Origin of the sequence: Marinoscillum sp. (genome assembly GCF_040222955.1) — a bacterium.
Taxonomy (GTDB): domain Bacteria; phylum Bacteroidota; class Bacteroidia; order Cytophagales; family Cyclobacteriaceae; genus Marinoscillum.
In genome coordinates, this window is the sequence record NZ_JAVKCA010000011.1 from 204,214 (window position 1) to 216,956 (window position 12,743).

Annotated in this window: 12 protein-coding genes; 6 read left to right on the forward strand and 6 right to left on the reverse strand. The window is 44.8% G+C overall.

Features of this window, described 5'->3' with window-relative positions; all coding sequences use genetic code 11:
- Positions 1-132 precede the first annotated feature (132 nt).
- Positions 133-1,683, forward strand: coding sequence for a ribonuclease E/G (locus RIH33_RS10750; RefSeq protein ID WP_406654739.1), 1,551 nt, complete (start codon positions 133-135; stop codon positions 1,681-1,683).
- Here RIH33_RS10750 and RIH33_RS10755 read toward each other — a convergent pair.
- Positions 1,680-2,342, reverse strand: coding sequence for a porin family protein (locus tag RIH33_RS10755; RefSeq protein WP_406654740.1), 663 nt, complete (start codon positions 2,340-2,342; stop codon positions 1,680-1,682). The two genes, RIH33_RS10750 and RIH33_RS10755, sit on opposite strands and share 4 nt — an antisense overlap.
- A 46-nt stretch (positions 2,343-2,388) precedes the next feature.
- Between RIH33_RS10755 and RIH33_RS10760 the strand changes: the two genes are divergently transcribed.
- Positions 2,389-3,372, forward strand: a complete 984-nt coding sequence (locus RIH33_RS10760) for a hypothetical protein (RefSeq protein WP_406654741.1) — start codon at positions 2,389-2,391, stop codon at positions 3,370-3,372.
- On the opposite strand, the gene RIH33_RS10765 is transcribed toward RIH33_RS10760, so the two are convergent.
- Positions 3,338-4,543, reverse strand: coding sequence for a glycosyltransferase family 4 protein (locus RIH33_RS10765; RefSeq protein WP_406654742.1), 1,206 nt, complete (start codon positions 4,541-4,543; stop codon positions 3,338-3,340). The two genes, RIH33_RS10760 and RIH33_RS10765, sit on opposite strands and share 35 nt — an antisense overlap.
- A gap of 83 nt (positions 4,544-4,626) precedes the next feature.
- Between RIH33_RS10765 and RIH33_RS10770 the strand changes: the two genes are divergently transcribed.
- Complete coding sequence (locus RIH33_RS10770; RefSeq protein ID WP_406654743.1) at positions 4,627-6,180, forward strand: hypothetical protein; 1,554 nt, start codon at positions 4,627-4,629, stop codon at positions 6,178-6,180.
- Between the two features lie 97 nt (positions 6,181-6,277).
- Here the strand turns inward: RIH33_RS10770 and RIH33_RS10775 are convergent, their stop codons facing one another.
- The 4 genes from RIH33_RS10775 to RIH33_RS10790 form a co-directional block, all read right to left on the reverse strand.
- Entirely contained in the window at positions 6,278-6,451 is a 174-nt protein-coding gene (locus tag RIH33_RS10775; protein WP_159582505.1) for a hypothetical protein, read from the reverse strand.
- Between the two features lie 144 nt (positions 6,452-6,595).
- Complete coding sequence (gene nth, locus RIH33_RS10780; RefSeq protein ID WP_406654744.1) at positions 6,596-7,252, reverse strand: endonuclease III; 657 nt, start codon at positions 7,250-7,252, stop codon at positions 6,596-6,598.
- 43 nt (positions 7,253-7,295) lie between these two features.
- Positions 7,296-7,529, reverse strand: coding sequence for a hypothetical protein (locus tag RIH33_RS10785; protein ID WP_406654745.1), 234 nt, complete (start codon positions 7,527-7,529; stop codon positions 7,296-7,298).
- Positions 7,504-8,103, reverse strand: a complete 600-nt coding sequence (locus RIH33_RS10790; protein ID WP_406654746.1) for an RNA polymerase sigma factor — start codon at positions 8,101-8,103, stop codon at positions 7,504-7,506. Before RIH33_RS10790 ends, RIH33_RS10785 begins: the two co-directional genes overlap by 26 nt.
- A 203-nt stretch (positions 8,104-8,306) precedes the next feature.
- Between RIH33_RS10790 and uvrA the strand changes: the two genes are divergently transcribed.
- From uvrA to prmA, 3 genes are read left to right on the forward strand one after another with little or no spacing between them, the layout of a single operon-like run.
- Positions 8,307-11,102 carry an excinuclease ABC subunit UvrA gene (gene uvrA, locus RIH33_RS10795; protein WP_406654747.1) on the forward strand — a complete coding sequence of 932 codons (2,796 nt, stop codon included), beginning with the start codon at positions 8,307-8,309 and terminating at the stop codon, positions 11,100-11,102.
- 57 nt (positions 11,103-11,159) lie between these two features.
- On the forward strand, positions 11,160-11,921 hold the full coding sequence (gene tpiA, locus RIH33_RS10800) for a triose-phosphate isomerase (RefSeq protein WP_406654748.1): 762 nt from the start codon (positions 11,160-11,162) through the stop codon (positions 11,919-11,921).
- On the forward strand, positions 11,921-12,739 hold the full coding sequence (gene prmA / locus RIH33_RS10805) for a 50S ribosomal protein L11 methyltransferase (RefSeq protein ID WP_406654749.1): 819 nt from the start codon (positions 11,921-11,923) through the stop codon (positions 12,737-12,739). The genes tpiA and prmA overlap by 1 nt, the downstream gene beginning before the upstream one ends.
- The last annotated feature ends 4 nt before the right edge of the window (positions 12,740-12,743 follow it).

Sequence of the window (12,743 nt, forward strand, 5' to 3'; positions counted from 1 at the left end):
AAAAAATTAAAGATTATGCCTTGCGGTAAGAAAAGAAAAAGACATAAGATCGCTACTCACAAAAGGAAGAAGAGACTTAGAAAAAACAGACATAAGAAGAAGTAATTAGTACACATCTAAATTGAGTATATAGTGAGTAATGAACTAATCATCAACTCAACTCAAAATGGATGTCGAATTGCCCTTCTTAAGAACAAACAACTGGTTGAATTCCATCAGGAGTCTGATGGAAACAGGTTCAACGTTGGAGATATATATCTGGGTACTGTAAAAAAGGTCGTTCAGGGACTCAATGCCGCATTTATCGACATTGGGTACGAAAAGGATGCTTTTTTACATTACCTTGATTTGGGCCCGCAGGTTCAGTCTCTCAATAAATTTACCAAACTCGCACTCTCTAAAAATGGGATGAGTGCCAAATTGAGTGGGTTCAAGCATGAACCGGACATCAATAAGCTTGGTAAAATCAGCCAGGTTTTGACCAAGAACCAGAAAATATTGGTTCAGGTCGTAAAAGAACCTATATCCACAAAAGGGCCTCGACTTTCTTGCGAGTTGTCATTAGCCGGGAGATACCTGGTATTGGTACCGTTTTCAAATGCGGTAAATGTATCTAAACGTATAGCAGACGCCAACGAAAGGAAAAGATTGAGCAGGCTAATAAGCTCAATAAAACCAGAAAATTTTGGCGTTATCATCAGGACAGTAGCAGAGGGAAAAGACGTAAAGGAGCTTGACAAAGACCTTAAAAACCTTCTACAAATCTGGATCGACGGAGTAAAAAATCTCAAAACAGCCAACACTAGAGATAAAGTGATCGGTGAGATGAACCGCGCAAATTCAATTTTGCGGGACGTGCTCAACGAATCCTTTGATAGCATCGTGGTAGATGACAAAGAGCTTTACGAAGAAGTAAGGAGCTATGTCAATAAGATTGCTCCTGACAAAGAGAAAATCTTAAAGCTTTATCAAAACCGGGTCAAGGTTTTCGAGTCTTTCAATATTGAGAAGCAACTCAAAACTTCTTTCGGCAAATCAGTCAGTATTGCCAACGGTGGCTATCTGATCATTGAGCACACAGAGGCGTTGCACGTCATTGACGTGAACAGTGGGAATAAATCCAATCAGGAAGATAATCAGGAGACAACAGCTCTGAAGGTTAATCTGGAAGCGGCCTCAGAAGTGGCTCGTCAGTTGAGGCTGAGGGACATGGGCGGTATCATTGTGGTGGATTTCATCGATATGCGGAAATCTGAGAATAGAAAGAAAGTCTATGATCGGATCAAGGAAGTGATGAAGGACGACCGCTCTAAACACACGGTACTTCCACTGTCCAAGTTTGGCTTATTGCAGATCACCAGACAACGGGTCAGACCTGAACTGAACATTGCTACCAGGGAAGTTTGCCCTACATGTAATGGTACCGGTCAGATCACTGCGGCAATCTCTATTGCGGATCAGATCGAGAAGACTCTGGATCACATCCTTACGGCTCAGAACGAGAAGAAGATCACCGTAAGTTTGCACCCATACATTCATGCCTACTTCACCAGAGGGATTTTCTCCCGAAGAGTGAAATGGTTCCTGAAATACCTAAAATGGGTACACCTGATCGAAGATTCTTCATTGGCCCTCACCGAATTCAGCGTGCTGAATAATAGGGGTGAAGCCATAGAGACTTAAAATTTAATTCCTAAATCAAAAGAGACCAGGGTATTGCGGATGTATAGCTCTTCCTGAAATCCCCAGGTTTCTGTTTTGATCACATTATTCAACCCTCTTTGGTAGGTCACACTGGCAAAGAGGGTTGTGTTTATACCGGCACGGTATTCCACTCCCCCACCAAAAAGTATCGTCGCATCAAACCCTTTGAATTCCTCAATCAAATCATAATCTTCTTCGGTAGGCTCACTGAACACTTTAATTTCAGGAGCCATGCCTACCTGAAAGAAAACCCGTGTATCAGGTTGAACCTCGTTGGTAAAAAGCTTGAGACTCACTGGTATTTGCAGGTAGTTCAGCCGGTAAGATTCATACGGCGATTTTTTGGTGTAGTTGGCTGTGGGCTGGTCATCCTCTGGACTCACCGTAAAAGCCACTTGCTTCGGCACGAAAATCAGCCCTGTACTGAAGTAGTAAGTCTCGGTAAGCTCATGATCATAAATCAATCCCATCGAAAACTTAAACACAGAACCGTCTGGTTCCACATCATAAAGACTGTCTATCAAAGAAATTCTATTAGAAGATACTGAAGGAGAAAACTTCAGTCCCAGTTTTGACTGAGCGAAAGCGCTCATGGAAGAGATGGTAAGAAGTATAACTAATAGTTTAATCTTTCTCATGCGGAGTACTTAAATGTCTAAATTTATCAGCTTAAAATTAAGGTGTATGCGCACAGTTATCATAACGATTCCTTTTCTTTTATTTTTTGCCTGCGGGCCCGAATGTAAAAACGAAAATGTCATTGTATCCACTCCTGTCAGTATAGAGGTCGAGCGGTTGGAGCCAGCATTTTTTGGTCAAAGCTCACCGGAAGGCATTGAGAACCTGCTGAATGAACACCGGGAATTCGCTCGTCTGTTTCTCGATTCGGATCAGTATCCTACAGATTCTATTCTGGCAGCAAAGATTTTCCGGTTGATCCAAAATCCGTCCATTGATACCTTGTACAATGAGGCCAAAGCTGAATATTCAGACTTTGACCCGATTCGGGAGGATCTCGAAATGGCCATAGGAAAAATGAAAACACTTTTCCCTGAAACCCGGGTACCCAAAGTGCAGACAACCGTCTCCGGACTTTATAAGGACCTCTTTATTTCCGACTCTCTTATCCTGATTGGGCTGGATTTTTTTATTGGCAACAAGGCGACTTACAAGCCGCTGGAAATACCCGGTTATGTCCTCAAAAGGTATAATAAGGAACATCTGGCGAGTATCATTGTGAAGTTCCTTGCTGGCAATCAGGTCTATAAGGGCAAGAGCTCAAGTCTTCTTTCAGAAATGGTGGATTTTGGTAAGACTTATTATCTGGCGAGCAGACTCGTTCCGTGTACTCAGGACTCTGTTTGGTTGGGGTATACCTCCCGGGACATGGAGGTAATTGATGAAAATGAGGCGGTGATCTGGGCAAATCTGCTGGAGAATGAGGTACTCTATGAGACCAATCACATCACCAAAAGACGCTTCCTGGGAGAGCGACCCAATGTATACGAAATCAGCCAGGAGTGTCCCGGCAGGATAGGCGCATGGGTGGGCTGGAGAATAGTGGAAAGCTATATGAAGAATAATGAGGTGAGTATTGAGGCATTGCTGGCGGACACGGACAATGAAAAAATATTCAGGCTGTCAGGATATAAACCTCAGAGTCGCTGACGCTCAGATGTTTTTGATTGGTCAGAATTTTGCCCAGTTTTTGCACCTGTAGGTCCTTGCTGTAATATTTTTCCGCCAGGGCGCGGGCATTTCTTTGATACTGATAGAGCATTTCAGGTTCTTTCAGAAAAACGGAAAGTTTTCTGGTCAGTTCGCCAGGGTCAAGCGGATCGTGGTAAAACCCACATTTTTTCTCTTCAATGATGTGTCTGATCCAACCCCCGAAATTGATAATAATGAGTTTCCCGGCAGCCAAACCATCGAAAAACTTATTGGGGCTGCCTGTATTGAGTATCTCCAGGTTTTTGAATGACACGTATACAGCATCCTGACTTTCCAGCAGACTTTTCACGGCGTGGGTAGTGCCAAATGGATGTACCGTCAGGTTTTTCATTTGTCGGCTTATCTTTTTTATCCGGTTGAAGTGAGCCCCATCTCCCATGAGGTTAAATACTACCGGAAGCTTCCGCTCTTCACACAGCCTGGCGGCATCCAACAGATAGTCCAGGTGATTGGCAGCCCCAAAGGTGCCAATGTATCCGACCTTGAGAGGGTTCTCAGAGGAAAATCGCTGGATTTTGTAATGAGCTTCAAAAAAGGTGACATCCGAAAAATTCGGAACCACATGCACCTTGGTTTCTGGTGAGTTGGATTCAATGTAATTCCTGATGGCTGGAGAGAGGGCAATCACTTTTTGCGCCTCGAAATAGCATTTTTTCTCAAAGCGATAAAGCAGGTTTTTGATCAGCCCGTTTTTAACGGCACCCATTTTGATGGGGGCCTCCGGCCAAAGGTCTCCCACCTCAAAATAGAAGGGGAGATTATATTTTTCTTTGAGATGAAGTGCAATCAGCCCTGTGGTGAGCGGAGTGGTCATCACATACGCAAGATCAAATCTGGCGTGTAGGGAAGCTACCTTCCTTTTAGTCATGGACACATACTTCAGGAACGACCAGACACGCCGCATAAACCCAAAGTGATTCGCGTAGGGAATAGGTAGGTAGTGTACATGGAGGCCGTCTATCTCGTGAAGACCTGACCATTCATTGTGCGCAGTGATCATAGTGACCTCATGGCCCTGGCTGATCAGGCCTCGGGCTAAATGGTAGGAGCGAACACATCCACCTTCTGCGGGTGTTTTGAAATACTGATGGATGTATAAAATCTTCATTTCTTATATAAAGATGAAAATAGAATTTTAGGTTTTATAATTTCGTTAATGATTTTCGACGTATCTATAGAATTATCCATACTTTGAGGTATCTCATCACATTAATTTTGATAGTACTGGTTAATGGGCTCCGGGCACAGAGCCCGGAGGCGCTCAATGTCTATGAAACGGCACGGCACACCACGCTGCCTCAGTACACTTTCGATAGCCGCTATGAGTATTTGGTTTTGCCATCCAGCTTTTCCAAAGATGACATTCGCAGGCTTCCGTTTACAGATCGGCGAATCCTCAAAATAGACCTTGTATATACGACCTTTCGTGAGTCGAAAGAGTTTGATCAAAAGCAGCTGGATCTGGCCCGACTGGATAAGCTCATAGCGATCAACCCTCAGATTGTCGTTAACAAATTCTTTGACTGGAACATCATTGGTCAGACCGGATGTGCTTCATCTCCAGCCTGTCTGGAGTTTTTTCATGGTTTTGTAATTTACTATGAGGAATATTTTACCAAAAAAACCGCTCTGGCAGAGATTGATAGTGTTCGGTCAGATCTCTCAGCTCTGGATCAGCGCATTGGGGAGCTCCAAAAATTACTTAAAGTAGACTATCGGCGCATTGACTGTGAATATCCAGAGTCAGTGTATTCTGCGGAATATCTGGGGGAACAGTTGGAGAAAATTTATGATTGTGCGGAGAGTTACAAGGGAAGGGTGTTTTTTGAGGTGGAGTTGGACTATAACGGACGACCTCAGGAAGTGACCGTCAATGGGAACCTGTTTCCCTGCAAGGAGAGGTTGGCATTTGCACTGAAGTATATCCTGAAATGGAAGCGGGGACTGGTGATCGGGCGAAGACAATATAATGTGCTGGCTAAAGGCTATGTGAGTTTTCCCATAAAAAAGGAAAGTGTGAACATTACCAGTTTTGAGATCTCAAAGAACCTGGTGGAGCAGTATAAAATGCTACAGCAGTATTCCCAGTGTGTGGCTTATGAAACCGATACCAGCTATGTCGATATTCTTCCCAAAGTCAACCAGAAAGTCGTTTCAAAGGTCCTTTTCAGAAATCGGTGGAGTCCTGACCTGGTGATTGTGGATGTGACAGGGAGTATGTACCCTTTCACTGCAGATTTACTGAAGTGGATCAAACTCTCCTCGCTGCAAAAGGAAACAGACTTTGTTTTTTTCAATGATGGAAATGATTTGCCGACCAACCAGAAAGTGATGGGGAAAACGGGAGGGCTTTATCATATCAAGACGAATGATCTTGGTGTGGCAAAAGAGAAAATGTTTGAGGCCATGCGTGCCGGAGGAGGGGGTGACTTGCCGGAGAATAATTTTGAAGCATTACTATACGGGGAAAAAGTAGCCAAACCCACTGGAGAGGTGGTGATGATTGCTGATAATTACTCGTATCCCAGGGATGAACAATTGCTGGCGAGGTATTCAGGAAAACTCAAAATCATTTTGTGTCACACAGAAAAGGGCCTAAATACTCAGTACCTGGACCTGGCCAGAAAATATGGATTTAGCCTCCATACGCTCCAGACAGATATCTTGGACCTGCAAAAAGAAATAATAAGAATAGAAGGGATCAGCTATAAACGCGAGCCTTCAGGTTTTGTGCGGTTGAGGTGATTCCGTGGAAGGCTTATTTTAGAAAGGCTCTAAAAAAGTAATCCCGACGAGAATCTGCCGGGAATACTTAATGAACCACTTATAAGAAATCTTGAAATTAGAAGGAATATCCTCGTCTGAGCGCTGTTCGGATTTGTTCCATTCCGCGTCTTTTCTGCAAATCCAGGATCTGCTCTTCGATCAGCGCGTGTGAGAGATATTTGATGAGCGAGCTCTTTTGGTCTAGGGGTAAATGTTTCGCTTCCTGTATCAATGTGTCTAATGCTGTCATAGACTTTAGCTATTTGGTTAGACAACAGTATATAAAGCATTTGTTATACAATAGTATTATTCGGAGAAACGGCCCAATTCTTCGACGAGTCAGAGCAAATGATGCCTTAAGCAGCAATTTTCTCTATTATACGATCCGTTGTGATCAAACTATGTTTCGACGGATTTCCTTTTCCCAATATTTACAAAAGTGGGTGATCTTGCACTCCTCGCATTTAGGCTTACGTGCCAGACAGACATATCGTCCGTGAAGAATCAGCCAATGGTGCGCCTTGTGTACATATTCACTGGGAATGTGTCTGACCAGTTGCTTCTCCACTTCAAGTGGAGTTTTTGCGGTTTGAGTAACCAGTCCCAGCCGCTTCGATACACGGAACACATGGGTATCTACCGCCATGGCAGGCTGGTTATAAAGGACTGATACTACTACATTGGCTGTTTTTCTTCCAACACCCGGGAGTTTTTGAAGATCTTCGTGCCTGTGAGGGACTTCTCCGCCAAAGTCCTCCATGATCATCTTACTCAGACCCATCAGGTGTTTGCTTTTGTTGTTTGGGTAGGACACACTCCTGATGAGTTCAAAGATTTCATCAAAAGTGCCGGTGGCCATATGCTCCGGTGTGGGAAATGCTTTGAATAAGGCGGGAGTTACTTTATTGATTCGCACATCCGTGCACTGCGCACTCAATACCACTGCCACCACCAATTCGAAAGGGCTGTTGTAGTTGAGCTCGGTCTGAGGCTCGGGAAATGCTTCCTTGAAGTATGATACAAACGCTTCGAAGCGCTCCTTTTTGGTCATGTTTGATTTTAAAGTTCGGGCAAGTCAAAAACCGAACCTAAAACTATACAGACTGTTTGTGATATCCCTTAGAGAAATTAAGGATTTTATCAATGGAGCTTTTCGAAGGAGAGAAAGACACCTTACCAAGATCTTTCTTCACTGCCTGCAACTTGTCCAGTTCGGACCGTAAGTAGCTGTCAGTTAAAAGTGCTTTTTCGAGCACCTCTCGTTCGTTTTCATTTAGTTCGTCATAAAGAAACCTTACCAGGTCATTTTCTGTAAAAGTTTTGATCATAGGCAATATTTGTATGTTGTAGCTTTTTCCTCAAATTGATTAAAGCATACCTCATTCTGCCTAAAGCGGTATTGATGCTCACCCCGGTGGTGTCCGCGATTTCCTGAAAACTCATTTGCATATAATGCCTCATCACTAATACCTCCTTCTGAGCGTCAGGGAGCTCCTGTATATACTGCTTTAGCAGATTGTAAGTATCTCGTTTTATATGTTCATCCTCAATTGATGCCTCAGAAAAATCCAGTGTGTTAAACACATTGCTACCATCTTCCATCACGATTTCAGGATTGCGCTTGGCTTTTCTGAAATGATCAATCGCCAGATTGTGAGCAATGCGCAACATCCATGGAAGAAACTTCCCCTCCTCGTTGTACTTCCCAGCTTTAATTGTCTTGATCGCTTTGATAAAAGCATCCTGCATCAGGTCTTCTGCCTGATAGCGATCTTTTACAATCAAATAAATAGTGGTAAACACCCTGTCCTTGTGTCGCTCGAGTAAAACTGCAAACGCCTCTTCGTTACCGGTTTTGTACTGAGACAGCAATTGGCCGTCGGTCAATTTAGTCTTGTGCATTAAAGTCACCTGTTTAGTTAACGTAGAGGTCTATTACATATTGTCAGGGTTTGATGTGTAGGTTAAATTTTTTACTCGTGTACAATCAAAACTATATGAATATTATTTTACAAACAAATCTCCATTCGAATTTCTAATTTTGCATTCTTTTATAATCAAAGCGCAAAGACATTAGTTGTACCTGCGAACACGAAGCATTCAGCATGGCCAAATCTATCGATCAGTACGATCCCAAGAAATTCATCATTATCAAAGGAGCCCGGGTGAATAACCTTAAAAATCTGGATGTGGCCATCCCTCGGGATCAGCTGGTGGTCATCACGGGCCTGTCCGGATCAGGCAAATCGTCCCTGGCTTTTGATACGCTTTTTGCGGAGGGCCAGCGAAAGTATGTGGAAAGCCTCAGCTCCTATGCCCGCCAGTTTCTGGGCCGCATGGAGAAACCGGAGGTGGATTATATCAAAGGAGTGGCGCCGGCCATCGCCATTGAGCAGAAGGTATCCAGCCGGAACCCCAGGTCTACGGTGGGCACCACCACGGAGATTTATGATTACATGAAGCTGCTATTTGCCCGTATTGGGATCACCTACTCCCCTGTAAGCGGAACGGCGGTAAAGAAAGACAGTGTCACGGATGTGGTGGATTTCATGCTGAGTCATGAAGAGGGTGAAAAACTGATCATCTCCGCTCCCTTAAATATTAAAAAAGACCGTACCGTAGAAGAGGAGTTGAAAATCTTACTCAGCAAAGGGTATACAAGAATTTTGCTGGATGATGAAACAGCTTATATAGAAGACCTTCTGCAAACCAGGCTCAATAAGAAGCATGCATTTGAGATATTGATAGATCGGGCAGTGGTGAAGAATGATGAGGAGAACCAGTTTCGCCTGGCAGATTCTGTGCAAACTGCGTTTTTTGAGGGAGAGGGCCGCTGCAAAGTGAATATCGTAGGCAAGGAAACCAGGGAATTTTCTGACATTTTTGAGCTGGACGGCATTCGATTTGAAGAGCCAACCATCAATCTTTTTTCTTTCAACAACCCGTATGGGGCTTGCAGACGCTGTGAGGGGTTTGGTAAGATTTTGGGCATTGACCCGGAGATGGTCATCCCCGACCCGAACCTTTCAATATATGAAGGGGCCATAGCTCCCTGGCGTGGAGAGACCATGCAAAAATGGAACGAACCCCTGGTGAAGAATGGCATTCGGTTCGATTTTCCCATTCACCGGGCGGTGAATGAGCTCACAGACGCCGAATATGAGCTGTTGTGGACAGGCAATGAATACTTCGAGGGACTCAATGAGTTTTTTAGGCACCTGGAGTCCAAAACCCACAAAATTCAATACCGGGTCATGCTTTCCAGGTATCGGGGGAGGACGGTCTGCCCAGACTGTCGGGGCACTCGCCTGCGAAAAGATGCCGGCTATGTGAAAATCAATGGTTCCTCTCTGACGGACCTGGTCTTAAAGCCAGTAGACCAACTGTCCGGTTTTTTTGAAACCCTTGAGTTGACGGATCACCAGCAAGCAGTAGCCAAACGAATACTGAGTGAGATCACCAACAGGCTTTCCTACCTGGAGAAAGTAGGTTTGGGTTACCTCTCGCTCAACAGGCTTACCAATACCTTATCGGGTGGTGAATTTCAGCGAATCAAACTGGCCACCTCATTAGGGAGCGCGCTTGTGGGATCCATGTATATTTTGGATGAGCCGAGCATAGGCCTCCACCCAAGAGACACCGACAGGCTCATTGAAGTGTTGCGCTCGCTCAAAAAACTGGGCAACTCTGTCATAGTGGTAGAGCATGAGGAAAAGGTAATGGAAGCCGCCGATCAGATTATTGACATTGGCCCCGCTGCTGGGGTACATGGAGGAGAGCTGGTCTATCAGGGAAGAATAGACCAGATGAATGGGCAAACGAATTCATATACCGCTAAATACCTGCGCGGAGAGGAGAAAATAGAGCTGCCGACCAGAAGAAGAAAATGGAATCAGTCCTTTACCATAGAGAAGGCTCGCGAAAATAACCTCCGAAATATCAGTGTGGAAATTCCACTTGGGGTGATGACGGTGATTACGGGAGTGAGCGGTTCAGGAAAGTCTACTTTGGTGAAGAAAATCTTATACCCTGCCATTGGTAAAATGCTGGGAATAACCGGCGAAGCTACTGGTAAGCATGATAAAATCTCCGGTGACTACAAGCGAATTGATCAGATAGAATTTGTAGATCAAAACCCGATCGGCAAGAGCTCCCGGTCTAACCCGGTCACTTATGTGAAAGCCTATGATGCCATCCGTCAGTTGTTCAGTGAGCTGCCGCAGTCCAAAAACAATGGATTCAAGCCGGCGCACTTTTCATTCAATGTGGATGGCGGGCGATGTGAGGTATGTGAGGGAGAAGGCACTGTGAAAATAGAGATGCAGTTCATGGCCGACCTGAACCTGGAATGTGAAAACTGTAAAGGAAAGCGGTTCAAGAAAGAAATACTGGAGGTCAAATATAAGGAGAAAGACATCTCCGAAATACTTGACCTGACAGTGGAGGAGGCCATTGAGTTTTTTGATGACAAAGCGGGCATCGTGAATAAAATCAAACCCCTTTTTGATGTGGGACTGGGCTATGTGAAGCTTGGTCAGTCTTCCAGCTCCCTCAGTGGCGGCGAAGCGCAGCGTGTAAAGCTGGCCTCCTTTTTGGGCAAAGGCGGGAACATCAAAAAAGACCATGTGATGTTCATCTTTGATGAACCCACAACAGGGTTGCATTTCCATGACATCAAAAAGTTGCTGGATGCCCTTAATGCCCTGGTGAACGACGGGAACTCCGTACTGATCATAGAGCACAATATGGAAATTGTGAAAAACGCTGACTGGATCATAGACCTGGGACCGGAAGGTGGCGAAAACGGAGGAAATGTCTGTTTTGCTGGTTTGCCGGAGGATATGGTTAAATTAGCCGAAAATCATACCGCGAGGTATCTGAAAGAGAAACTACCATCTTAAATGCACCCCAACCCAGAGATGACTTGTAAGCATTTAAAAACAAAAGATTAAACTGAAATGAGAAAGAACATTGCAGCGGGAAACTGGAAAATGAATTTAGACATTGCCAGTGGTAAGAAACTGGCCTCAGAAGTCATCAACATGGTTAATGATGAGGTTCGAAATGATGCGGAGGTGATTTTGATCCCGCCATTTACCCACCTTACGGTGGTCAAGCAACTGATCGGGTCATCGACCAACGTGCATCTGGGAGCGCAGAACTGTAGCGATCAAAAAGGAGGGGCTTTTACGGGGGAGATATCTACCGAAATGTTGCATTCTGTGGGGGTAGAATATGTAGTCGTAGGTCACAGTGAGCGAAGAGAGATTTTTGGAGAGGACAATGCCTTACTGGCAGCCAAGACCAAAGCGGTTTTAGCTCAGGGCCTTAAGCCGATTTACTGCTGTGGTGAGAAACTTGAAACCAGAGAAGCCAATCAGCATTTTGAACTGAACAAAGTGCAAATAGAAGAGGGCTTGTTTGACCTCTCAAAAGAAGACATTAAGAAAGTGGTCATAGCCTATGAGCCTGTATGGGCCATTGGCACCGGTGTTACTGCTTCTTCAGCACAGGCGCAAGAGATGCATCAGTTTATCCGTGGGCTCATAGCTGAAAAGTATGACCAGGAAACGGCGGACAGTATTTCGATCCTTTATGGAGGAAGCGTGAAGCCAGACAATGCCAAAGAACTATTCTCTCAGGCGGATGTGGATGGGGGTCTTGTCGGCGGGGCCAGCTTGAAGTCAAGAGATTTTACTGACATTATCAAATCATTTTAATGAGTTTTATTACCCTCAATATCACATGTAGTGAAGAAAAGAGAGAGCTTCTGATTGCAGAGCTCTCTCTTTTTCCTTTTGATGCTTTCGAAGAAACGGAGACCGGATTGCTGGTATCCTGCGAGGAGACCGATTGGGACGAGGAGCCGGTTTGGGCAGTGCTGACCAGGTATGAGGTGGAATGCAGGGTGGAGAAAGTGGAGAAAGTGAACTGGAATGAAGAGTGGGAGAAAAATTATGATCCTGTCATCGTGGAAGACCAGTGTATCGTTCGGGCGACATTTCATGAGCCCAGGCCGGACTTCCCGTACGAAATCATCATTACCCCCAAAATGTCATTCGGTACTGGTCACCATGCCACCACCTATCAGGTGTTGAAACACCAGCTGAACCTGGATCACAAGGGCAAAAAGGTATTGGATGTAGGCTGTGGCACAGGAGCACTGGCCATCATGGCTCATAAGCGTGGCGCAACGGATATTACCGCGGTGGACATAGATGAGTGGTGCATTGAAAATAGTGAGGAGAATTTCTCGTTAAATGGATGTGCTCATGTGAAGCTCTCTCTCGGGGGAATAGAAACGGTGCAGGAGGAAGATCCTTATGACATTATTCTGGCAAATATTAACAAAAATGTACTGCTGGATCAGATTGGGGCCTATAGTCAGCGATTGAAAAGCAAGGGCATTTTGGTGTTGAGTGGTTTTTATTCAGAAGACATTGCAGACCTGATGGCCGAGGCCAGGAAATTTGGGTTGGAGGATCAGGAGCAGACAGAGCGGAACCGCTGGGCCATGTTGGCATTGAAAAAAGAATAATTCT

Excerpts from the sequence above, each read along its gene's own strand:
- RIH33_RS10790 (WP_406654746.1), bottom strand. The coding sequence starts at position 8,103 with ATGCACAAGACTAAATTGACCGACGGCCAATTGCTGTCTCAGTACAAA.
- RIH33_RS10775 (WP_159582505.1), bottom strand. The coding sequence starts at position 6,451 with ATGACAGCATTAGACACATTGATACAGGAAGCGAAACATTTACCCCTA.
- RIH33_RS10760 (WP_406654741.1), top strand. The coding sequence starts at position 2,389 with ATGCGCACAGTTATCATAACGATTCCTTTTCTTTTATTTTTTGCCTGC.
- RIH33_RS10785 (WP_406654745.1), bottom strand. The coding sequence starts at position 7,529 with ATGATCAAAACTTTTACAGAAAATGACCTGGTAAGGTTTCTTTATGAC.
- uvrA (WP_406654747.1), top strand. The coding sequence starts at position 8,307 with ATGGCCAAATCTATCGATCAGTACGATCCCAAGAAATTCATCATTATC.
- RIH33_RS10765 (WP_406654742.1), bottom strand. The coding sequence starts at position 4,543 with ATGAAGATTTTATACATCCATCAGTATTTCAAAACACCCGCAGAAGGT.
- nth (WP_406654744.1), bottom strand. The coding sequence starts at position 7,252 with ATGACCAAAAAGGAGCGCTTCGAAGCGTTTGTATCATACTTCAAGGAA.
- RIH33_RS10755 (WP_406654740.1), bottom strand. The coding sequence starts at position 2,342 with ATGAGAAAGATTAAACTATTAGTTATACTTCTTACCATCTCTTCCATG.
- tpiA (WP_406654748.1), top strand. The coding sequence starts at position 11,160 with ATGAGAAAGAACATTGCAGCGGGAAACTGGAAAATGAATTTAGACATT.
- prmA (WP_406654749.1), top strand. The coding sequence starts at position 11,921 with ATGAGTTTTATTACCCTCAATATCACATGTAGTGAAGAAAAGAGAGAG.